This window comes from Janthinobacterium breve (assembly GCF_051380895.1).
GTDB lineage: Bacteria > Pseudomonadota > Gammaproteobacteria > Burkholderiales > Burkholderiaceae_D > Janthinobacterium.
In genome coordinates this window covers 154,754-175,811 of record NZ_JBNYXY010000008.1, presented here as the reverse complement: position 1 = coordinate 175,811, position 21,058 = coordinate 154,754, and the positions used below count along the sequence as shown (strand labels likewise).

21 protein-coding genes and 1 pseudogene are annotated in these 21,058 nt (G+C 57.6%); 3 read left to right on the top strand and 19 right to left on the bottom strand.

Annotated features, from left to right (window positions below):
• Positions 1-6: 6 nt before the first annotated feature.
• On the bottom strand, positions 7-681 hold the full coding sequence (locus tag ACQ4W0_RS17330) for a CsgG/HfaB family protein (protein ID WP_289948277.1): 675 nt from the start codon (positions 679-681) through the stop codon (positions 7-9).
• A gap of 314 nt (positions 682-995) precedes the next feature.
• Here ACQ4W0_RS17330 and ACQ4W0_RS17325 point away from each other — a divergent pair, with 314 nt between their 5' ends.
• The gene (locus ACQ4W0_RS17325) at positions 996-2,195 is read left to right on the top strand and encodes a YbfB/YjiJ family MFS transporter (protein ID WP_436577856.1); all 1,200 of its coding nucleotides are present in this window, start codon (positions 996-998) and stop codon (positions 2,193-2,195) included.
• A 39-nt stretch (positions 2,196-2,234) separates the two neighbouring features.
• Positions 2,235-2,768: an ankyrin repeat domain-containing protein gene (locus tag ACQ4W0_RS17320; protein WP_436577855.1), complete on the top strand. Its 534-nt coding sequence runs from the start codon at positions 2,235-2,237 to the stop codon at positions 2,766-2,768.
• Positions 2,769-2,881: 113 nt separating this feature from the next.
• Here the strand turns inward: ACQ4W0_RS17320 and guaA are convergent, their stop codons facing one another.
• The 17 genes and pseudogenes from guaA to ACQ4W0_RS17235 form a co-directional block, all read right to left on the bottom strand.
• Positions 2,882-4,492, bottom strand: coding sequence for a glutamine-hydrolyzing GMP synthase (guaA, locus tag ACQ4W0_RS17315; RefSeq protein ID WP_426075120.1), 1,611 nt, complete (start codon positions 4,490-4,492; stop codon positions 2,882-2,884).
• A gap of 69 nt (positions 4,493-4,561) precedes the next feature.
• A complete protein-coding gene (guaB, locus tag ACQ4W0_RS17310) occupies positions 4,562-6,022 on the bottom strand; it encodes an IMP dehydrogenase (protein ID WP_099377100.1) in 1,461 nt (486 codons plus the stop codon).
• 750 nt (positions 6,023-6,772) lie between these two features.
• On the bottom strand, positions 6,773-8,506 hold the full coding sequence (locus ACQ4W0_RS17305) for an eCIS core domain-containing protein (RefSeq protein WP_436577854.1): 1,734 nt from the start codon (positions 8,504-8,506) through the stop codon (positions 6,773-6,775).
• An 836-nt stretch (positions 8,507-9,342) separates the two neighbouring features.
• The gene (locus tag ACQ4W0_RS17300; protein WP_436577853.1) at positions 9,343-9,771 is read right to left on the bottom strand and encodes a hypothetical protein; all 429 of its coding nucleotides are present in this window, start codon (positions 9,769-9,771) and stop codon (positions 9,343-9,345) included.
• Positions 9,772-10,002: 231 nt separating this feature from the next.
• Entirely contained in the window at positions 10,003-10,269 is a 267-nt protein-coding gene (locus tag ACQ4W0_RS17295; protein ID WP_436577852.1) for a hypothetical protein, read from the bottom strand.
• Complete coding sequence (locus ACQ4W0_RS17290) at positions 10,266-10,661, bottom strand: hypothetical protein (RefSeq protein ID WP_436577851.1); 396 nt, start codon at positions 10,659-10,661, stop codon at positions 10,266-10,268. The genes ACQ4W0_RS17295 and ACQ4W0_RS17290 overlap by 4 nt, the downstream gene beginning before the upstream one ends.
• Complete coding sequence (locus tag ACQ4W0_RS17285) at positions 10,658-11,179, bottom strand: glycoside hydrolase family 19 protein (protein WP_436577850.1); 522 nt, start codon at positions 11,177-11,179, stop codon at positions 10,658-10,660. Before ACQ4W0_RS17285 ends, ACQ4W0_RS17290 begins: the two co-directional genes overlap by 4 nt.
• The gene (locus ACQ4W0_RS17280; protein ID WP_436577849.1) at positions 11,170-11,430 is read right to left on the bottom strand and encodes a hypothetical protein; all 261 of its coding nucleotides are present in this window, start codon (positions 11,428-11,430) and stop codon (positions 11,170-11,172) included. The genes ACQ4W0_RS17285 and ACQ4W0_RS17280 overlap by 10 nt, the downstream gene beginning before the upstream one ends.
• The gene (locus ACQ4W0_RS17275) at positions 11,427-12,518 is read right to left on the bottom strand and encodes a hypothetical protein (protein WP_436577848.1); all 1,092 of its coding nucleotides are present in this window, start codon (positions 12,516-12,518) and stop codon (positions 11,427-11,429) included. The genes ACQ4W0_RS17280 and ACQ4W0_RS17275 overlap by 4 nt, the downstream gene beginning before the upstream one ends.
• Positions 12,519-13,093: 575 nt before the next feature.
• Positions 13,094-13,468, bottom strand: a complete 375-nt coding sequence (locus tag ACQ4W0_RS17270) for a hypothetical protein (RefSeq protein WP_436577847.1) — start codon at positions 13,466-13,468, stop codon at positions 13,094-13,096.
• A complete protein-coding gene (locus ACQ4W0_RS17265; protein WP_436577846.1) occupies positions 13,468-13,821 on the bottom strand; it encodes a hypothetical protein in 354 nt (117 codons plus the stop codon). The genes ACQ4W0_RS17270 and ACQ4W0_RS17265 overlap by 1 nt, the downstream gene beginning before the upstream one ends.
• A gap of 135 nt (positions 13,822-13,956) precedes the next feature.
• Positions 13,957-15,534, bottom strand: coding sequence for a hypothetical protein (locus ACQ4W0_RS17260; RefSeq protein ID WP_436577845.1), 1,578 nt, complete (start codon positions 15,532-15,534; stop codon positions 13,957-13,959).
• The gene (locus ACQ4W0_RS17255; RefSeq protein WP_436577844.1) at positions 15,531-17,000 is read right to left on the bottom strand and encodes a hypothetical protein; all 1,470 of its coding nucleotides are present in this window, start codon (positions 16,998-17,000) and stop codon (positions 15,531-15,533) included. The genes ACQ4W0_RS17260 and ACQ4W0_RS17255 overlap by 4 nt, the downstream gene beginning before the upstream one ends.
• On the bottom strand, positions 16,997-17,803 hold the full coding sequence (locus ACQ4W0_RS17250; protein WP_436577843.1) for a hypothetical protein: 807 nt from the start codon (positions 17,801-17,803) through the stop codon (positions 16,997-16,999). The genes ACQ4W0_RS17255 and ACQ4W0_RS17250 overlap by 4 nt, the downstream gene beginning before the upstream one ends.
• A complete protein-coding gene (locus ACQ4W0_RS17245) occupies positions 17,772-18,248 on the bottom strand; it encodes a DUF2280 domain-containing protein (RefSeq protein ID WP_436577842.1) in 477 nt (158 codons plus the stop codon). Before ACQ4W0_RS17245 ends, ACQ4W0_RS17250 begins: the two co-directional genes overlap by 32 nt.
• A 30-nt stretch (positions 18,249-18,278) precedes the next feature.
• Positions 18,279-18,687, bottom strand: a pseudogene (locus tag ACQ4W0_RS17240) (putative metallopeptidase); the annotation flags it as partial.
• A gap of 247 nt (positions 18,688-18,934) precedes the next feature.
• Positions 18,935-19,081 (bottom strand): hypothetical protein, encoded by a 147-nt coding sequence (locus ACQ4W0_RS17235; protein ID WP_436577841.1) that lies wholly within the window; start codon positions 19,079-19,081, stop codon positions 18,935-18,937.
• 387 nt (positions 19,082-19,468) lie between these two features.
• Between ACQ4W0_RS17235 and ACQ4W0_RS17230 the strand changes: the two genes are divergently transcribed.
• Positions 19,469-20,050: a PEP-CTERM sorting domain-containing protein gene (locus ACQ4W0_RS17230; protein WP_436577840.1), complete on the top strand. Its 582-nt coding sequence runs from the start codon at positions 19,469-19,471 to the stop codon at positions 20,048-20,050.
• 181 nt (positions 20,051-20,231) lie between these two features.
• Here the strand turns inward: ACQ4W0_RS17230 and ACQ4W0_RS17225 are convergent, their stop codons facing one another.
• Complete coding sequence (locus ACQ4W0_RS17225; RefSeq protein ID WP_436577839.1) at positions 20,232-20,948, bottom strand: hypothetical protein; 717 nt, start codon at positions 20,946-20,948, stop codon at positions 20,232-20,234.
• Positions 20,949-21,058: the final 110 nt, after the last annotated feature.

Sequence of the window (21,058 nt, the reverse complement as noted above, 5' to 3'; positions counted from 1 at the left end):
GATACCTTATTGTTTGCGCAGTGCGCCCGCTTCGACGCCAGCGACCAGGCGCTCTACCGCTTCGCGCATGGCCAGGTCCAGGACCTTGCCGTTGAGGGTGGCGTCATAGCTGGCGGTGCCTCCAAAGCCCAGCACTTCGCGGTTCGACAGGCTGTATTCGCCTGCGCCCGAGCTCGAATACACGACTTCCGAGGTGGCGATGTTGACGACGTTCAGCGTGACTTTGGCATACGCCACTTGCGTCTTGCCGCGGCCCATGATGCCGAACAATTGCTTGTCGCCCACTTCCTTGCGACCGAATTCGGTCACGTCGCCGGTCACGACGAAATCGGCGCCCTTGATATTCTGGCCCTGCTTCTTGAATTCGGCTTCTTGCTTGAGTTCGGCCATGTTGTCGCGGTCGAGCACATTGAAACGGTTGGACGTCTGCAGGTGCGCAATCAGGATTGTTTTCGACTGGCTGCCCAGGCGGTCGACGCCATCGGAAAAGATGCCGCGCATGAAGTTCGAGCGGTTGTCGAACTTGCCGACAGCGATCAGGGTGCGTGGACCAACGTAGGGACGGGCTGCGCTGGCAACCGTGGGGACAGCCAGGGCTTGCGACGATTCGGAAGCGCAGCCAGCCAAAGCCGCGCCAATCAGCGCTGCAATCAACAACGCGCCGGGTTTATTCTTGTTCATAGTGCCCTTATGAGATGGATGATCAGGAGCAACCTGCGAAATTGATTTTAGGCAAGTTAATTTCCTAATTGCAATTATATGGCATTGCATGTCTCACAATTCTCTCCAAAAGTAACGATGGCAAGGATTGCACTATTGCCCATCATGTACAGGCACGACCCTGCTTGACTTCTCAGGGCCGATTCATTAACTTAGCAGTAAAAAAGCGTGTAGTCAGCGCCCTATCCACTGTCCCTCACAGACCTCGCCCGCCGGCCTGCCCCACCCCGGCGCCAACTCCATTGCACTTTTTGACATAGACGGGTCTCCAGGCCATGCCGACACACGATCATTCCCCGGCCCATCCGCTGGCGACGGCGCTGGCGCTCTCGCTGGGCGCCGCCGTCGCCCTCGGCCTGTCGCGCTTTTCCTACGGCTTGCTGCTGCCGCCCATGCGCGCCGACCTGGGCTGGTCCTACCTGCTGGCCGGGGCCATGAACACCTTCAATGCGCTAGGCTATTTTCTCAGCGCCCTGGTCACGCCGGCGCTGATGCGCCGCCTGGGCGTGTGGCGCTTGCTGATCATCGGTTCCGTGCTGGCCAGCATCTTCATGCTGATGTCGGGCCTGGTCAGCGATACGACCGCCCTGTTCCTGCAGCGCGTGTGTGCAGGCGTGGCCAGCGCCTTCATCTTCATCGCCGGCGGCGTGCTGGCGGCGCGCCTCGGTTCCATGCACAGCCAGCACGCCGGCTTCTACATTGGCCTGTATTATGGCGGCACGGGCTTCGGCATCGCGCTGTCGGCCCTGCTGGTGCCGGCGGCGCTGGCCGCCGCACAGGAGCATGGCGCCGCGCACGCCTGGCAATGGCCCTGGCTGGCACTGGGCATCGCCTGCCTGGCCGCCACCGCCATCATGGCCGTGCCGGCGAAGGCCATCGGCGAAGCGCCGCGCGCGCTCGACACGCCGCGGCGCTTCGCCTGGCGCGATTTCGCCCCCAGCCTGGCCGGCTATTTCATGTTTGGCGTTGGCTACATCGGCTACATGACCTTCGTTATCGCCCTGCTCAAGCAGCAAGGCATGCCAGCCACGCTGATCACCGTGTTCTACACCTTGCTGGGTTTGGCGGTGGTGGCCTCGTCGCGCATCTGGGCACGCATGCTCGACCGCTACAAGGGCGGCGAATCGCTGGCAATATTGAATGGCGTGCTGGGCGTGGTGACCGTCCTGCCCGCGCTGACCAGCTTTGTGCCCGTCGTGTTCATCTCCGGCCTGGTGTTCGGCGCCGTATTCCTGTCGGTGGTGGCCTCGACCACGGCACTGGTGCGGCATAACCTGCCGCAGCAATCCTGGACTGCCGGCATCAGCGCCTACACGACGGTATTCGCACTGGGCCAGATTGTCGGCCCTGTCGTGGTCGGCTGGATCGCCGATGGCCCGGCCGGACTGGAGCGGGGCTTGATCGCCTCGGCCATCGCCCTCTTCATCGGCGCGGCGCTGGCCGCTCGGCAAAAGGCGCTGGCGGCGGGCGCATAGTAGACTGCAGGCACTGACCACCTTCGCAGAAAGAATACGATGAACACCGATGCACGGAAACTCCCGGCAACAATGGATGCCGAAACGCTGGAATTCATCCAGGGCCTGTTTGCCCTGGTGCGCGAGGGCGATACGCAGCAACTGGGCGTCATGCTAGCCCAGGGCGTGCCCGTCAACTTTCGCAACGAAAAAGGCGACAGCCTGATCATGCTGGCCAGCTACCTCGGCCACCTGGAAACGTCGCGCCTGCTGCTCGCAGCGGGCGCCGACCCCAACGTCCCCAACGACCAGGGCCAGACGCCGCTGGCCGGCGTGGCCTACAAGGGTTACCTTGACATCGCCGAACTGCTGCTGCGGCACGGCGCCAACGTGGAAGGCGCCAGCCCGGACGGCAAGACACCGTTGATGATGGCCGCCATGTTCAACCGCCTGGCCATCCTGGAACTGCTGCTGCAGCACGGCGCCCGCACCGATGCCTTGGACAGCCGCGGCATGACTGCCGTTTCGCTGGCCAAGTCCATGAATGCGCAGGATACCCTGGCACGCCTGGTAGGTATGGGGCAGACGACATAGTCGATGCTGATATCGCCTGCAGTTTTGCGACTGCCATCAGGTAAAAAAAACGAAGAATCAGGGGCTTAGCTGTTGCATTGATCCGATATTACCTTACGCTGCCGGACGGGAGATTATTCCCACTCGATGGTCGCTGGCGGCTTGCCCGAGATATCGTAGACGACGCGGTTGATGCCGCGCACTTCATTGATGATGCGGTTCGACACCTTGCCCAGCAGGCTGTGCGGCAGATGTGCCCAGTGGGCCGTCATGAAGTCCTGCGTTTGCACGGCGCGCAGGGCCACCACGTATTCGTAGGTGCGGCCATCGCCCATCACGCCCACCGATTTGACGGGCAGGAAGACGGCGAAGGCCTGGCTGGTGGCTTCGTACCAGTTCGCTGGCAGCGCGTCCGGGTCGACGGCCTGGCCGGCAACGAATTCGTATGGCGTGTTGCGCAGTTCTTCGATGAAGATGGCGTCGGCGCGGCGAAGCAGGTCGGCGTAGTCTTTCTTGACTTCGCCGAGGATGCGCACGCCCAGGCCCGGGCCCGGGAACGGGTGGCGATAGACCATGTCATGCGGCAAGCCCAGGGCCACGCCCAGTTTGCGCACTTCATCTTTGAACAGTTCGCGCAAGGGTTCCAGCAGCTTGAGCTTCATGGTGTCCGGCAAGCCGCCCACGTTGTGATGGCTCTTGATGGTCTGGCCTTTCTTGCCCTTGCCGGCCGATTCGATGACATCCGGGTAAATGGTGCCTTGCGCCAGCCATTTGGCGTTGACCAGTTTGCCAGATTCCACCTGGAACACTTCGACGAATTCGCGGCCGATGATCTTGCGCTTCTGCTCGGGATCGGTGACGCCGGCCAGGTGGCCCATGAACTGTTCTTCCGCATCGACGCGGATGACTTTCACGCCCAGGTTCTTGGCGAACATGTCCATCACCATCTTGCCTTCGTCCAGGCGCAGCAGACCGTGGTCGACGAAGACGCACGTCAGCTGGTCGCCGATGGCGCGGTGGATCAGGGCAGCGGCCACGGAGGAATCGACGCCGCCGGACAGGCCCAGGATGACGTCGTCGGTGCCCACTTGCGCACGGATTTTCTCCACCGCTTCGCTGATGTAGTCGGGCATGTTCCAGTCCGATTTGCAGCCGCAGATTTCATGCACGAAACGGCCGATCATGGCCTTGCCCTGCACCGTGTGCGTCACTTCCGGGTGGAATTGCACGCCGTAGAACTGGCGTTCTTCGTCAGCCATGGCGGCGATCGGGCAGCTAGGCGTGTTGCCCATCAGCTTGAAGCCTGGCGGCATTTCCAGCACTTTGTCCCCGTGGCTCATCCACACTTTCAGCATGCCGTGGCCTTCGTCGGTGACGAAGTCGGCAATACCGTTGAGCAACTTGGTGTGGCTGCGGGCGCGCACTTCGGCGTAGCCGAATTCGCGCACCAGGCCGTTTTCCACCTTGCCGCCCAGCTGGGCCGCCATGGTTTGCATGCCGTAGCAGATGCCCAGCACCGGTACGCCCAGCTCGAACACGGCTTGCGGCGCGCGCGGAGAGTCGCCGTCCAGGGTGGAATTATGGCTGCCCGACAGGATCACGCCGGCGGCGCCATAGTTGCGCACGAATTCGTCGCTGACGTCATACGGGAAGACTTCGGAAAACACGCCGGAATCGCGCACGCGGCGGGCGATCAACTGGGTAACTTGGGAACCGAAATCGAGAATGAGGATTTTAGAATGCATGATGGGGGCTTTATCTGAGGTCATTACAAAACCGGCGCACTAGGCGCCGGTCTGGACTATCGCTACGGCTTATTCAGAGCGGTAGTTGGGAGCTTCCTTGGTAATCTGCACATCATGGACATGCGACTCGCGCATGCCGGCCGAGGTGATTTCCACGAATTCCGCTTTTTCGCGCAGTTCGTCGATGGTGGCGCAACCGCAGTAACCCATCGATTGACGCACGCCGCCCACCAACTGGAAGATGATCGCCAGCACGCTGCCTTTGTAGGCCACGCGGCCTTCGATACCTTCAGGCACGAACTTGTCGGCCTTCATGGTGGCGTCCTGGAAATAACGGTCAGCAGAACCATCGGACATCGCACCCAGCGAACCCATGCCGCGGTACGATTTGTAGCTGCGGCCCTGGTACAGGATCACTTCGCCTGGCGCTTCTTCCGTGCCAGCAAACATGGAACCCATCATCACGGTCGAGGCGCCGGCTGCCAGCGCTTTGGAGATATCGCCCGAGAAGCGGATACCGCCGTCGGCGATACATGGCACGCCCGTGCCTTCCAGTGCTTCGGCGACGTTCGAGATGGCCGTGATTTGCGGCACGCCCACACCGGCGACGATACGCGTGGTGCAGATCGAGCCAGGACCAATGCCGACCTTGACCGCATCGGCGCCGTATTCGACCAGTGCCTTGGCGGCGGCGGCGGTAGCGATATTGCCGCCAATCACTTCCACTTGCGGATACTTGGTCTTGATCCAGCGTACGCGGTCCAGGATGCCCTGCGAGTGGCCGTGGGCCGTGTCGACCACCAGCACGTCGACGCCAGCAGCGACCAGCAGGTCGATGCGCTCTTCATCCTTGGCACCGACGCCGACGGCAGCGCCGACCAGCAGCTTGCCCTGGCTGTCTTTCGACGCGAACGGGTGGGAAGTCGACTTCTGGATATCCTTGACGGTAATCAGGCCGCGCAATTCAAAGGCGTCATTGACCACCAGCACGCGCTCGAGGCGGTGCTTGTTCATCAGGCGCTTGGCTTCGGCCGTATCGGCATCTTCATTGACGACCACGAGTTTTTCGCGCGGGGTCATCTTGGCGGAGGCTTCAGCGTCGAGTTCCTTTTCAAAGCGCAAATCGCGGTTGGTGATGATGCCGACGACTTCCTTGCCCTTGACGACAGGGAAACCGCTGATGCCATACTGTTCCGTCAGCGCGATCACGTCACGGATTTTCATTTCTGGTGGAATCGTGATCGGATCACGCAGCACGCCAGCTTCGAAACGTTTTACGCGGGCCACTTCACGTGCCTGGTCCTTCGGATTCAAATTCTTGTGGATAATGCCGATGCCACCTTCCTGGGCCATCGCGATCGCCAAGCGGGCTTCCGTCACCGTATCCATGGCTGCGGACAGCAAGGGAATATTCAGGGTGATATTGCGGGTCAGGCGAGTTTTGAGGGACGTATCGGCGGGCAGAACGTTGGAGTAGGCTGGGACGAGCAGCACGTCATCGAATGTGAGTGCTTTTTGAAGTAGACGCATAGCATTTCCTATTGGCGCAAAAGCAGATTATACAGAAATTCTTGCCTCTTGTCTTAAACATTCGCAAGCCGCTGTAGACATAGTAGAAATGCCGTTTTCGCCCGCATCAAAATGTCTGGAAAAGTCTGAAAATGTCCATGTTTTCGCCCAAAATTTCGCCCCTGTCCTGGCGGCTTATCCGACCTTTTCTGAGGGTGCACAATATCCGGTCGGTAGGCACCCAACATAATAGTAGGCACTGCCTTCAGTAAGCATAACCCAAAAGGAAAGATTGCAATGAAGCACGCGCTGGGCGCCCTCCTCTTGCCTGCACTGTGTAGCTGCACGTACAAGCGTAAACGGTTCCTGAGCAGCGTTATATCTTTCGATTTCTCAAGAGCATAATCCCGCCGAGTTACCCAACGAACAAAACGAGATATCATCGATAGCAACGATGACCTGGCGCCTGTGCTCTGATGAGTCGAATGTGACGGTCGAGGTCGTCGCCATCGCCCATAAAATGCCACGGGACTGGCCCTGCGGAATTCGAAGGGATCGGCGAAAAGCTCAGTTATTGCCTGGCCCAGCGTCCCGGCAACTACGTCATGAAGTACGTCCGCACGGTCATCAAGCGACGTGCTGATGACGCCTTGTTATGCCCGCCTGCACCGATCGGCGTGTCGGACGGTTGCCGCGCCGACGTTAGTTTCGTCACCGACATAATCAGCTACAAGTTCGCGACAGGTTTGGCCAACTGACCGTTCGCGCGTGCTATTTAACGGTGGCTACTAGCTTTAGGACGTCATTAACTATTCGCACGTCGCTATTTTTGGCCAATACTTCGGTATAGGTAATAAGGAAAGTATTGACTAGAAAGTTAATTTCCCCATCATGCATTTTTCTTTTTTGCAATGCCCGCCTTACAGAGCCGACAAGCCAAACAAGATCGTGTATGGCCAACTGAGGGTCGCGGCTGAGCTTTGCATCTTCGGTATCGACTAACGCAAATCGATGTGTTTCCGCGTCAAACATAATGTTCGAGGTATTGAGGTCATTGTGTATCAATAGCTCCTCACTGGCGATGCTTGACATGTGAAAACGCGCGACTTGCTGGCCCAACTCGATTGCAGCGTCAGAAAACTCGGCGTCAGGGGATCCAGCATCGACAAGCAAGTTTTCGATTGTCGCGCCCGGTGCCTTCGCGTACACAGCGAACATCAAGCTCATGCCATCTCGTTTTTCTTCCCAATGAGCTAGCAGGACATTGAATGCCAGGCTTGAACCCTCCTCAGCAATTGGTTTAAGCGTCGCGCCGGAGGTGACGATCTTGGTCATCCTGGCGTCGTTGTAGTTTGATGCCAAGACTTTCACTACTATTTCCGATTTTTCGCTCTCTGGAGGAAAGGTCACCAAATAGATGCCACGATTATTTTTACCAACTTGCGTCAAAGTGGTAATTGTTGCTCCATTATAATGAACCTTTATCTGTTGCGCACCAAACGCTACCTCTTCCTCTTTTGTCGGTCCAGGTGCTTCAGCCTCCTTCTGTTGCGTTGCTTTCCACGCAACGAATGCTTGTGACAAAGCTGCAAAATTAACGTTAGAATCGCGTGTATTTATTGTCTTTTTTTCAGCGTCGAAATCATAATTTGAGTGACTACAGAAATTTATAAAAGTCGACGTATCCTTACCGCCGTTAGTCACTAAATTGTATTGAAAGCCATTCAATTCAATTAGTTTTAATTGGATGATCGGAGCCCCCTCATCATGCCGGGAGGGAGACGAAAACGACTGGCGCGCGCCACGGAGGAAACCGGCGACACGCTGTGTTACTGCGCCCGCTACGCGCTCCTCTGCCACTAGGTCCCGTGCGACATGGTCGCTCTTGAGCTGCGCGGCTTTCTCGCCCATCATGTCGGCCTCTTTTTCCAGTGAAGGATCATCGTTAACCGCGCCCGCCTTCATCTGTAAAGTAGGCCGAACCCGGCCCTGAGCTTGCTGCACGACATGCCAAGCCTCATGCGGCAAATGCCTTTCTTGGCCCGCACCAACGTGAATCTCACTGCCTTGCGCATAAGCATGGGCCTGCAGTTGCGCTGGCTTATCCGAGTTATAGTGCACCGTTACATGATCCATGCTCATGCCAGAGAGCGACTCTATTCCTGATTTCAATCGATTGGGCAGGCCGGTATTGTTTGTTTTTTCTTCGCGCTGCGCCGGCGACGCCTCAGCTGGCATTGCGACGTCTCCTTGCGGTTTAATCGCCCCGCCAAAGAGCGCATTCATTTCATGACGCTGCGCCACCATCCGCGGACTATTGTGGATGGTGGCGCTTAGCGCTCGCTGCTGCAACACACGCGGGCTGTTATTCATCATCTCGGCCAGTTTACGTTGCGCCACCGCCTCGGGCCGATTGTCCGTAAGAACCCGCTTCTGTGCGACCGTCCTGGCAATGTCCGTTTGGGCGGCATCAGAGTCATTTCTTGCTTGAAGTGGGGCTTGCATGGGTGGCCTTCGTACATGAGTGGCGTTATCGATATGACTGCATGATCATACCCCTGTTTTCCTTTTTTCGACCAAACCTAATGTTAGAGTCGAATTACCTCCCCGAGGTAGCACGAGCCTACTTGGTTCACTGGCCTGGCCAGCGTGCCAAGGCTGATTGTCGATGTTGATGCAGCGACAATCAACGCTCTGCTCTACTCGTCCGCATTCCCTCTCACAAACTCATGGCATGAACGTCGCGCAGCCGCCGCCCCTTGGGCAAGCATCTCATTCACGCAATGCGGCACCATGCCGAACATGGCATGGTACAACTTCTAGCGCACCAGGCGCCTCCAGCGAACCTCGCAGGATCGTCGCTGTATAAGGGCCATGCCTCTGGCGGCAAGTGGAGTTGGGGTGGTCGAGCATCGAACCGGCCTTCGATCTGGTCTTTACGGCTAGGGGTGTAGCTCAGCACATCTAAATCACCTATTGAACTTTGCGAAGAAATATCGAGAATATAGTATTCTAACTTCACTCATTTATCAGCAGAATTAATTATTAGTGACTCTTTTACATTCAAGACTCTAAGAATTCTATCTTTCGGATGTTGAGCAAGAGCGAGCAGAACATAGGTACTGTCCAACGTTGTAGGAAAAATCCACTTGGCCGGCAACCCCCTAGCAAACGAACGGAATAAGAAAATTGATGAAAAAGCCGAAGAAAATGCACTGGTGAGGTGGTGACTGATAATCGTTCAATAAGAAAAAAGCGTCACACACGTTACTCGTGCGTGACGCTTTACGTTGAGGATACTAGCATATCTTATTCCAGATTATTTATGGAGCTTGCGACGGTTAAGCGTCGTGGGCTTCTAAGATGAGTGAGTAAATTCCCGCAGAATTGTTATACGGTGCCGCGCTAGAAAAATAAGCGGTAATATGGCAGTATCCCGCATTAACTGTCCCTGGCTTGTACCAGTCACTGTATTGAAAATTCGACGCCCCCGCACCGCTTGCAACCTGAGGCAGGGTAAATTTAATAACTTCGCCAGAAGTCATTGTGAAAATAATTTGAACGTTGCATTGGCCACCGGCATTTTCATCAAAATAGACCGCTTTCAGACGATACCACCGCGATGTGCCAGGCGCAGGAGCTGGGAATGCTGCGAATGGTGCAATAATGTCGCCCGATGGGCAAGGAAGTGGGCCTGGCGCCTGTTTTGTGAGGTTTACAACCGTTTCATTCCCTTTTGGGAAAATAATTTGGCTTCCAACGATAGTCATCAATTTCTCCTTTTCGAAAATTTCAAAAGTTAGCGTGTTCACCTAAGTTACCTATATAAGGTGTCACAAGTATGGCAGGTAAGGATGAAAATAATCTATCGAATTATCACATTAACAATTAATATTATAAAAATAATTTCACTCCAGAAATTCAATAAATTCCGTGTATAAGACCTTCCACTCAACTACTCACCAGGCACCGGCTGATTGCCGCTGTTGATGCCGCGGCAATCAGCACTCTGATTTTTCATCTGGCAGAATGCAGCCCGCAATTACCGCCTCCAGTTCCACTTCATACTTCCGGCCGCGCGGCCAGTCCCGTGCCAGCGCTAGGACGGTCTCGCCGTCCGTCACCGTCGCCAGCAGCTGGTCGAACTCATAGGCCGGCCGCTTTGGCACCACCTTTACACATGGTGTAAAGACGGGAACTTCGACCCGCTGCGGCGCCAGCGGCGCGCTGCCGCAGCCGGCCAGCACCAATACAAGCATCCATTTCATCGCACGCCCTCCAGTAGCAGCCTGACGGCCGGCATAGCCTCGTCGCAGGTCGTGGCGCGTACGCCAGCGACCTGCGCCAGGGCCGCGTCGTACTTCTTGCCCTTGGCAGCGGCGGCCGTCTGCGCCGCAGCGCCGCGCTCCTGCGCCGCCAGGGTTGCCTTGGCCATGCCATCGATGGCACGGTTTTGCTCGGTGATCGAGCTGCGCAACTGCGCTCCAATGCCTTGCTCCAGCACCAACGCAGCGCGCGCGGCATCACGATCACCAGCGGCCAGCCACCAGCCGGTGCCAGTGGCGCTGGCTACCACCAACAGCACAGCTGCCAGCACGATGGCCGCCGTCTTCCAGATGCCGCTGACTGCCGCGCCGGCCAGCGCGCTGGCGCCGCTCACGTCAGCACCTTCTGCGCCGTCTTGAAGTAGGCCAATCGCTCCGCCAAGCCGTTCGTGCCACCGTTGATGCGTCGCGTCACAGCGACCTGGTCGCCGGCGTCGGCCATCGCGTTCAGGCCGCGCGACTGCCAGAACCAGCCGGCGCTGCGACAGGCGGTGACGGTTTGCTCGAGCAGCGCCGGCTGCGCCAGCAGGTCCAGGCCCAGAGCTTTGCCGCAGGCGGCATAGTTGCTGCGGCCGGTCACCTGGATCAGGCCGCGCCCACGGAAGCGCACGCCGTCGCCGGGCTGGACGTTGCCCAGATCCTTGCGACCCTCGTGGGCCGCGCCGCTGGCCAGCTCACGCACATAGACCGGCTGGCCGGATTCGTGCGCCAACTGAGCCAGGAACGAGGCTTGGCGCGCCGGCGTGTTGATACCGAACTCGGCCATGGCCGAATTAAGTGGATCGAGGAATGCAGCCGCGCGGGCTCTGGCGAGCGGCATGATCTTCAAAAGCTGGGCGAGGGTCAGTTGCATGGTGGCCCTTTCCAGAATGATGCGCGACGCTCCACGCAAACGAGAGCTGCAATGCCACAATGGAGCAGCACCTCGGGCCAGGCCGGCGCGACGCCGAACAGGAGCACTGAGGCGGCGCCACATACCAACACGATCCATGTGATGCGAATCCGAGCACTGGTGCCCGGGCACATGTCATTGATGGCGCCGAACAGGCCGCGCAGCAGCACGACGGCGGCCGCCGCCATATCGATGGAATACAAAATATTCATGGCAACTCCCCTTTCTTGCGCAGCCACGCGAAGGCGGCAGGGATGATGACCTGGGCGCACAGGCCCAGCCCTGCAGCAGCGGCGATGCGAATGCCCGATTCGCCAGCGGCGGTGATGAATGGAAAATAATTGCCAGCCGTGACGCTGGCCACCGGCGCGAACCAGCCGGCGATCAATGCCGAGCCAGCCACGCTGCTGGCAATTCGTGACCAGCGCATAGGTGGCAGGTAGGACAGCGACACAAGGCCGCCGGCCAAGCCGGCCAGCAGCGCGTCATACTGCACGCCCAGGATGGACCCGGTGAGGGTGATGGTGCCTGCGGCGATGGCGATGCCGACGGTGCTGCTTGCAGGTTCAGCCATATTGGCCTTTCGGGTTGGGTATGTGGGTGGATTCTCGCGCAGGATGCGCATGAAGCGTGCGCGGTCCGTTGGCGTCAGGTGCGCCAGGTTGATACTCAGCTTGTCGCTGGTCGGGCGGATCTGCGTTTTGAGGTCGCCGGCGGCCGTGCGGTAATCTTCGCTGCCGTCCTGCAGCATCAGCTGCGCGCCATATTCGGCGTTATATTCCGGCGACCGGTAGTTACCCGCCACCAGGCGGGATATTTCCAAGTAGCGTTCCGGGCTTTGCGGCGCGGACACTTCGATCACCAACTGGCGCACGCGCACTGGCGCGAACCAGGCCACGCCGTCGGCGCCGCCGCTGCGCGCCCAGGTAATCACGCCACCCCATTTGTAGGCATTCCAGCCCAGCGGCAGCACGCCCCAGGGATAGGAGCCATGTACGGCAGCCGGGCACGGGAAGATGCTGCCTGTGTCGAGCACCGGTACGGCATCACCCGGCCGGGAATAGCTGCGCACGCGCATGCGCGCGCAGCTGGTCATGTTGGTAAAGATCAGCGCCACGCAGGCAATGGATTCCTGTGTTGGCCAAGTAGCAGTGATGGTTTGCGCAGTGCCGACGGCGCGCAGCACCGCTGACTTGGCGTCGCGCTGCAGGTTGGCCGGGCCAAGCTCTCCGGTTTGACTCGATGCCGTCAGCATGGCGCGGTCGACCGCGTTATCGTGGATGATGCGAAGATTCACCATTCTGCTTAATAATCCTTGACGCTAATAGTGATATACGGTGACATTGAAATTGACACTGGCCGCGCCACCAACTGACACTCAATTTCACTGGAAATTATGAAAAAATTAATTCTATTTAGTGCTTGTTGCAATTGATATCCGGATGCGCCGATCAACCATGGACTACCGAAGATGAGGCACGATTCAAGCTAGATAGGCACAACTATTGTAATTATATTTTACGTTCCAGTTACGTTGAAAATCAAATAACCGTAGGGACTATAATTACTTGGTGGTGCTCCAGCACCGCATAAGGAATTAACCCATAAATTTGTCTTAAAAGACAAAGTTTCTGCATTGGGAGTCCATGCACAAGGAACAGCCGTGGTAGCGTAGTAATCATATCCACCATTTGGGTTTTCTGAGATTGAGTACACAAAATTTACCCAACACGTAGAACCTGTTTGTGCCACTGCTACTTGCTTCCCTGAGTATTTGAATGTCCTTCCTGTATCCATTTGCTCATTTGTAGTCCAGATTGCAGCATCAGGCATAGTACCCGTAAAGCTATTTAAATACGTAGCGTACTGAAAAGACTAATCAAAAATTAACACACCACTGGCATCAAAAACTTGGAGTCCTGCTGTATTGCCCGATGTAGTACTGGCAGTATCGCATATCCAGTATTCTAAAGTGGCACCTGCTGCATTGTTTACAATATATTCGTAGGTCACCGATCCATTATTTACAGCGCTTACATTAATGTAAACAGGGTAAGGACAACGAATTGCTACAATTGCCGTTAAGCTAGATACAGTTAACGTGTTGTACATCCAATTCGTACTTAAATTGGTAGGGTTCTTAGCGTTAAGCTGGATGGTTCCTTTTCGTATAAATTGAAGGTTAATAAAAGATTCGTCGATTTGTAGTACCACACCATCATCACGATAAACCTGAAGTCCTGCTGTCATTAATATACTCCCCAACGAATATAAATATTATTGACTTGCGGAGTTGAAGTCATTGTTCCATAGTCATAACGGAAGGTGTTTCCTATCACTGTCAGGGTTGAGGCACCCCAATCCATCAATTCCCCGATATTTCTAGCAGTGGAGACGAAATTCCATTGCCGTCCAATATTGGTGGGAATAGTAGGTACAGTAAATTGAATAAAGTAATCTCGATATGCCCCGCCACTACCAGAGGCTGTACTCTGTAAATCTGCCTGTGTGAGCAGACGACTACCCACAATACGACAAAGCTGTGTATTTGTGTCCAGTTGAATAGACCCATCTGCCCTAAATACTTGAAGACCAACCGGCATTACCACCTCCCAAAACGTACGCGCAACCCGGTGCCGTTCAATTCGCCAGATGCTTCGTGCACCCGTATGCCATTGCCATCCATTTCAGTGCGCGGGCCATCTGCCACATTCCATAGCTGCAATCCACAAGGCATGTCACCACACTCCCAATCTGACAATTAAATTGCCTGCAGCGTTGTAAATGCGGATACCGTTGCTGTCGTATTCCGTGCGTTGCCCGCTAGTCGCACTGCGGATCAGGCCAAATGTTCCTGTAGCAGCCTTCAACTCACCTGCAAACGACACCTTGACTCCTAACAGGGCCCCGGAAAAAGTCGCTCCCCCATCCACAACGGTAAATCCTGGTGCGTACACGTTGCCGGATGCTTCAACGCCAAAATATTTCCCATTCTGCGGATTGCCGATGTACAGCCCGGCGGAACTCAAATGAAAACCAGCACCTAAATTGCCTGTAGAAGGCCAGCCAGGAGCGTTGGTTTGGTACCCTGTGCCACCATGCAGTGTCGTGCCGTACAAATCACCGGCTGTCACATTACCCAGGTTCGCGTTAATTGCCGATAGCTTGTCCACCGATAACGCCTTGCTCGCCACCGACCCATCCACCAGCAAATTGCCATTCAGCACCGTACCCAGTACCAGCCATGCGCCGTTATCGAAATACTTCGTCACCGCATGTGTCGAGTCATACAAGGTCACCACGTCGCGGTTGGCCGGCGCACCATAACCGGCGCGGCCCAGCTCATAAACGGCCGAAGCATCCGACCAGGTGGAATATCCGGGCGCCGTCACCGTGACGGTGCCGCGCTGCCCCGTGGCGCCATCGGCGGCCAGGCGCGAAGCAGCGGCCCATTCAGCTGGCTGGATGTCGTCGGTGGCGGTGCGTGCAGCCGCTGTAGCACCCGAGGTGAACAGGTAGGCGCCGCCCGATGCCGGCACCTGTGCCGACCAGCCGTTGTTCAGGCCTGCTAGTGCACCCGTGGCAAAGGTGTACGTGCAAGCCGCGCTCGGCAGCGCCGGCGCGATGTTGGTGGCGCCGCGCTGGTAAATGCGAACCGGGGCCACGTTCAAGCCGTCGGCACCATCCTTGGCCAACTGCACTGCCACCGACCATTCGTTGGCAGCGATGTCGTCCGTGACATTGCGCGAGCTGGCCGCCGCGACGCGTACGTACAGCGGCGCTGCGCCAGCCGGGATGTTCTTCGACCAGCCATTGGCCAAGTCGTTGCAGGCCGGCGTCGTGATACTGGCCGTGGCAAAGGTGAAGATCACGTCACCCGGCGAATCACCTGGGGCGGCATCGGCGCGCTTGTAAGCGAAGGCCTGGCCTGTGTTCAAGCCAGCCAGGCCCGTCACGCCGTCGACACCGTCGAAGACCTTGCTGATCATGTAGTTGCCGACGTAATCGACGCCGAATTCGCGGATGCGCGCCTGCACCAGGGCCGTATCGGTGGTCATGGTGGAAAAATCGACCGTGGCCACATTGCCGTTGACGCTCATCTGCGTGCCGGCGGATACGGAAAACACGATATCGCCCACCACATTGACCGGCTTGGCGGTAATGGCAATCGAGCCGGGCGCACCGGCACCGGCGCTGTTCACGCAAAACACCGGCGTGCTGCCAGACAGCAGGATCGCCTTGCCGTCGGCCGTCGTGCTGAAGCGCTCCGCCGTCGCCTGCAGCAGCGTATCGCGCGCGCCGCCGATGGCCGTCATACCAGCACTCCCACAGTGACGCGCCCAGCCAGCCATTGGTGCGACAGCAGCACCACCACGCCAGGCACGCCGGCCTGCAGGCCGAAGCGCTCATCGCGCAGCAGCACGGGCTGCCCCAGTTCCAGCATCATCATCTCAGGCTCTCCGTCAAATTCGTAAATCGTGCGCTGCACCTTGTTCAGGGCCAGGCGCCGCGCCGCTTCCGCCTGCGCGTCCGCGTTTGTCTTGAGGCAGGTTTCAATTTGCGGCGGGTCGTCCGTCAGCCGGTAGCGCGCCTTTACCGCAGCATCGACTGCCGTTTCCGTCAGCCACTCCTTCGCGTAAAGGTCGGCGTGCGTCAGCGGAATGCTGGTGGTCAGGCTGGCTTGCACCGTCCAGTTACGGTCGAAAGCGATCTTGACGGCCACCACCACCGGCGGGCGCTGTACCGGGCGCAGGGAATCGAGCCGCATGTGCTCTGGCCCGATCTCCATCGGCACACCGGCGGCCGGCAGCGCAATCTGCACTAGGCGCAACTGGCCCGTGCGGGACATAACCGCCTGGGCGCCCACGCTGGCAGCCAGCTGCTGGATGGCCTGCGCCTGGTTCGTCCGATCCGAAACGTACAGGCCCACCAGCTGCGGGTGCGCGGCGTCGAAGGTGGCCAAGTTGACCAAGTCGAGGTCGGCCAAGGCAAAGCGGTCGGCCGCCTTGCCATATGCAGTGGCGATGCGCTGCACCAGCGGGGCGATGCGCGGCGCATAGCCGCCGCCCTTGTCGCCCTGCACACTGACCGTGATCGTGGTCGAAAACGGGTCGGTGGTCAGGTTGAAGCGTCCCGCCTGGTCATTCAAGGCCACCGCAATTGGCTTGCCGTTGGTGCGCACCTCGAAGCTCGACTCGACGGCGCCGAGAAAGCCATATTCCAGGGTGACCGGGTTGGTCAGCATCGGCGTGACGTTATGGCATTCACCGAACGGCACCGGCAAGGTCGCCTCCTTGTTCGGCGTCGTGCCGCCCAGCTTGGCTTCGGTGACGGGGGTATCCAGGCGCTGCAGCTTGTCGCGTAGCGACAGGTTGATCGATTCGCGCGCGGAGCTGCCGATATCGGCGACGATGCCGTCAAAGACCAGGCGAAAGTCGCTGCGCAGCCAGACCGGGTCGCCGGACCAGGCCTTGATGGGCCGGTTACGCCAGACGTCAGCGAGCCAGCCGTCGAGTGCACCACCAGCGTTGTCGAGTTCAATATCGCCGCCCGACAGGCCAGCCTCCCCGGTCAGACTGACCTGTTCGGTAAAAGCCAGCCCTCCAGTGGCCAGCGGCAAGTACTCGACGTTGGGCGGGAGGTCGGCCGGGCCGGTGACATACGGCCAAGAGGAGATAAAATGCGTCACTTCGACGCCGGCCACGTTCACCTGCACCTCGATCAGCACCATGCGGGTGGCCGACGAGCTTTGCAGCCACGCCAAAAATTGCGCATCAGTCATTCGGAATACTCCACTTTTTTGGCCCAGGCGGATGCCTTGGCGGATTTATCGACACCAGCCACGACCGTCTGAGCCGCTTTGTCGTTCGATTCGACGGTGGCCTGGATGGTGGCGCCGGTTTGCGCCTTTTGATCTACCCGCAGCCCTTTCACCTCTTCCCGCAGGCTCTTGATTTCGGCCACCAGGGCGTCGTTGTTGCCGCCGCCCTGGCTCGGTGCACCGCAGAAGTAGCGCCGCATGTCATAGCAATGGTTGAAGCCTTTCGGCGTGCCGATACGCAGCGCGTGGCCGCCGACCCGCTCCTCGCCGTTGATGACGAAGCGGCAGGTCGACAGCATCTGCCGCAGCACCTCTTCCCACGCGGCGTACACGCAGTCGGCCCATTCGTCGACCAGTGCGAAGAAAAGGCCCGAGCCGCGAAGGTTGTCGTACGCGTCCAAGCCGACGATGCGGATGACGTGGCCGGCCTTTGTGGTGATCGAGCACTCGGTTTCGTTCGGCTTGCCCGCGCGCCAGCTGGGCGGGATCGCCTGCTTGAGGCGCTTCCAGAATACCCGCTTCGCCTGCTTAAACGTCGGCGCGCAGTACCAAATCTCATCCTCGGTGCTGACGCCCCACTCGGCAGCCAGGCGCGCAGCACGGCGAATCTCGGCCTTGCCCAGGAACGTCTTGCCGAAGCGACGACCGCAAACAGCGTCACGGAAGCGCGCCTTCTTTTGCCATCCCCAGCAATAAATGTTCGCCTGCTTCGGCGTCAGCGCGACAGGCCCTTCAGAGAATCGGGCTGTCGGGGATGTCTTCATCGGGCTTCAATATGTATTCAGGCGCGGCCGGCATGCCTTCGCCGGTATCACCTGGTGCTTTTGGCGCGTCGAGGCGACGGTTCACGTAGACGTCGCCAACTTCCTTGGCGGCCTGCTCGATCACGGCAACAGCCAGCGCGATATTGCGCATGCCCTCGGCCTGCTGTGCCATCCTGGCAAGCGCGCGCAAACGAAAGGCGCGGCTGGCAATCGGGATGGCCGCCGTGTCCTCGCGGAACTTGGTGCGCGTGTCGTTGAAAATCGTTCGCCACTTCAGGCTGAGGTTGCGTCCGACGTAGCAATTCGGGTCGTAGCACGCCACCTGCTGGCGGAGAACATCGAGACCGAATTCCTCTTTTACCGCTTTCGCCACCTGCGTCGGCGTGTCATAACAGGCCAGCGCTTGGACGATGAACGGCTTCACTTCGTCTCGTAGTGCTGCCATAGTTGCCTTCCGGTAAAGCCAGCGTAAAGCCTACGCGGCCTTCAGTAGGCAGGTTCCGCACGCCGTCGCTATGTTGATTTTCGCCACTTCTGGCGGCGTCTTTGCTGCGTCGATCATGCGCTGCACGTCCTCGCTGGCCCCGTAGCGCCGAACTACGCCAACGAGCTCCTCGACGTCATGAGCGCGCATGCACAGCTTCGGCAGTCCGTACTTGTTGAAGGCCGGCGCACCGAAGTCATCCACCTCCTGGGCGATGTGATAAAGCTCGTGATCGAGCAGCGCGCAAAACTCTGCGTCGCTGCAAGTCAGGCAGTAGGAGGCGGAAGTCAGGCACCGCACCAAACCAGTAGACCATCTGCTGTTGCTGGCGGCCTTTCTGCCACGGACCGCAGCGGAAAGTAACTTCCTCACACTGGCCCAGCACGGTGCGGCCCGCCTTCACCAACGTGCGTGCGCGTGATCGGCAGCGCGTTACATGGCAACTCGCCCTTGTCCCAGCTTGCAGGCGCGCCGAGCACGCCGTTATTCGATGGGTGTTGAATTTTCTGCATACCGGCTTTCGATGTGTCACCGCCCGTGCCAAGCAGGGCCGCGATGAATTGCGGTGGAGCCTCTTGGCCATGATGCGTCAGTGACTGCGCCCGTTTTTCAAGCCTGCCACTGAAGCGCGCTGGCAGTCGCAAGTGTCAGGTGGTCCAGGCGTGCAGCGCCGGCTTGGCCAGTGCCCACAACCAAGGCCAAGTCAGCAGCATGAGCGCGACGACGGCGCCGCCGATCACGGCTCCCGCCAGGGCGATGGTGATGATCATCCGGCGGAAGTCAATATCGAACATGCAGCACCTCAAATAGAAAAGCCGCCAGCGCAGTGATGCGGCCGGCGGCGAAACCAAGCGTGCCGGGCAAGGAGAAGCTGGGGCGGGTGACGGGCTTCGAACCCGCGTCGGCGTCTCGAATGGCACTCGCCCCACCACTTGAGCTACGCCCGCGCAGTGCTGCGTCTTGCCACCTTTCGATCCCACCCTCTGCCGATGCCTCGGGACTAACGCAGGTGCAGGCAAATGACGTATTCAGCAACGACTTCACTATCCTAGTGTCGTGCATGCGGAAACGCCAAAGGTAAAAATGATATTTTTATAATCCTCGACAATATTAATTTTCATTATTATAATTACAACTGGCAATTGCCTTTATAGCAACTAAAATGAAAGCTGTGGAACTTTATGAAAAAAATCATTGCTTTACTCTTCTTACTCACGTCACAAATCACCACTGCCCAGGCCACTGCGGTTATAGAGGACGTGAGCTATACGGCCCATTCCATTACCTTCACAGCAACTGGCGACCTCAGCGGATACACAGTGCCAACGGGGCCTTATGCCACGGATTATATTTCTATCATGTACACCGGAGATATTTCAAGTACGGACAACCCCAGCAACTTATTAATCGGAAATCTCATTGCTGGAGGAGGCCCAGCAGATGTCGGTTACACTGGCGGGTACGGCGACAGACTTCCCAACTATACGTGGATCTTCTTTGGGCCAGATGTCTTGCCCGCCGCTACGTTCTCCGGCACTCCTTTTAGAGTAGAGTGGCGTAATGCTCAGCTGAACCCCTCCGGCACGGGCCAAATTCATTTTCTTTGGGGAAACCCATCCAACAACGCCACTACGCTTATTCAAGCATTCAACGTTAACGACGGCACGGTTACACCGGTCCCTGAACCAGAAACATACGCCATGCTACTGGCAGGCCTTGGCCTCTTGGGCTTTATAGTACGGAGAAGTAAGAAACTAGTCTAAAAATGGAAAAGCCACCCAAAAGGTGGCTTCATTTTTTGCTCCCACGGCCATAGTGCGTGGTGAGCGGCAAATTCAATGCGTGAAGGTACGGCGGTGGGTCCGGGTACTGTCGCGAGTTCCAGCTATCGGCACGAGTTTGTGCGGAGGACCAGAAAAATTTTACCTAAATTTGAAGTCCTCATCATACCAGTAAAATACTGTTTGTAAACACAGTTTGAAAAATTCTATTTACTGACTTAAAAGCCATTGGGTTTAGTTGGGTTGCTTGCGGGAACCGGAGTTGCCTGTGGCTTTTGAGCGGGTGGAGCTTTTGGTATTGAAGCAGCGGGCATTCCCTTGTAAGCTGCTCGCCGGTCACTTTTTGCATTAAGGCAGGCGACATGCCGTCTTGCGCATATGTTCGTTTTGTCATATCACTCTCCCTACTTAAATTAATGCCAACGAATACCGAGGTTGCTACAAGAGCAGATATAAATGCAGCACCGGCACAACGATTTAGCCAAACGATGGCACATGAATGCCACGTCTCCTTTCCTAAAAACTCCTCCCTGCCCTCCATGTAATACTTACCCGCATGATCGAGCGCTATTTCTTGAGATTTATAACTTACCAGAAAGGAAAGCACCGTCAGACCAGTCGATATCACAAAACAACCCCAAGAGACATATAGCATGATCGGATAGAGCGCCGTTTTAATCCGTACAATATCTTTTAAAAATGCCAACGAAACCGCAAGGCCACTACTCGAATAGGTTAAAATTGCTTTATCGAAACTATCGGAGCTTAGTCTCAGCCTCGTTTGCGCTTCGGCCCAATAAGTTGCGTAAAGCTTCTTCCGCTCCTCAGATGGTTCAAACTCGCTGCTTATGACTAAGCGACGCTTCCACGGCCGCATCATTTCGTGTTGGTCGAGACCACCGGCTTCTTCGGCGGAGCCGGCACGATTACGGCGGCAGGAATGCCGATCTGGACATCAGTTATGGGCTTGATGTCAGGTGCCCTATCAAG

Coding starts and splice junctions, on each gene's coding strand:
- ACQ4W0_RS17260 (WP_436577845.1), bottom strand. CDS start 15,534: ATGACGGCCATCGGCGGCGCGCGCGATACGCTGCTGCAGGCGACGGCG.
- ACQ4W0_RS17330 (WP_289948277.1), bottom strand. CDS start 681: ATGAACAAGAATAAACCCGGCGCGTTGTTGATTGCAGCGCTGATTGGC.
- ACQ4W0_RS17225 (WP_436577839.1), bottom strand. CDS start 20,948: ATGATGCGGCCGTGGAAGCGTCGCTTAGTCATAAGCAGCGAGTTTGAA.
- ACQ4W0_RS17235 (WP_436577841.1), bottom strand. CDS start 19,081: ATGTTCGATATTGACTTCCGCCGGATGATCATCACCATCGCCCTGGCG.
- ACQ4W0_RS17270 (WP_436577847.1), bottom strand. CDS start 13,468: ATGACAGCAGGACTTCAGGTTTATCGTGATGATGGTGTGGTACTACAA.
- ACQ4W0_RS17230 (WP_436577840.1), top strand. CDS start 19,469: ATGAAAAAAATCATTGCTTTACTCTTCTTACTCACGTCACAAATCACC.
- guaB (WP_099377100.1), bottom strand. CDS start 6,022: ATGCGTCTACTTCAAAAAGCACTCACATTCGATGACGTGCTGCTCGTC.
- ACQ4W0_RS17285 (WP_436577850.1), bottom strand. CDS start 11,179: ATGCAACTGACCCTCGCCCAGCTTTTGAAGATCATGCCGCTCGCCAGA.
- ACQ4W0_RS17320 (WP_436577855.1), top strand. CDS start 2,235: ATGAACACCGATGCACGGAAACTCCCGGCAACAATGGATGCCGAAACG.
- ACQ4W0_RS17245 (WP_436577842.1), bottom strand. CDS start 18,248: ATGGCAGCACTACGAGACGAAGTGAAGCCGTTCATCGTCCAAGCGCTG.
- ACQ4W0_RS17300 (WP_436577853.1), bottom strand. CDS start 9,771: ATGACTATCGTTGGAAGCCAAATTATTTTCCCAAAAGGGAATGAAACG.
- ACQ4W0_RS17305 (WP_436577854.1), bottom strand. CDS start 8,506: ATGCAAGCCCCACTTCAAGCAAGAAATGACTCTGATGCCGCCCAAACG.
- ACQ4W0_RS17295 (WP_436577852.1), bottom strand. CDS start 10,269: ATGAAATGGATGCTTGTATTGGTGCTGGCCGGCTGCGGCAGCGCGCCG.
- guaA (WP_426075120.1), bottom strand. CDS start 4,492: ATGCATTCTAAAATCCTCATTCTCGATTTCGGTTCCCAAGTTACCCAG.
- ACQ4W0_RS17325 (WP_436577856.1), top strand. CDS start 996: ATGCCGACACACGATCATTCCCCGGCCCATCCGCTGGCGACGGCGCTG.
- ACQ4W0_RS17265 (WP_436577846.1), bottom strand. CDS start 13,821: ATGCCGGTTGGTCTTCAAGTATTTAGGGCAGATGGGTCTATTCAACTG.
- ACQ4W0_RS17250 (WP_436577843.1), bottom strand. CDS start 17,803: ATGAAGACATCCCCGACAGCCCGATTCTCTGAAGGGCCTGTCGCGCTG.
- ACQ4W0_RS17280 (WP_436577849.1), bottom strand. CDS start 11,430: ATGAATATTTTGTATTCCATCGATATGGCGGCGGCCGCCGTCGTGCTG.
- ACQ4W0_RS17275 (WP_436577848.1), bottom strand. CDS start 12,518: ATGGTGAATCTTCGCATCATCCACGATAACGCGGTCGACCGCGCCATG.
- ACQ4W0_RS17255 (WP_436577844.1), bottom strand. CDS start 17,000: ATGACTGATGCGCAATTTTTGGCGTGGCTGCAAAGCTCGTCGGCCACC.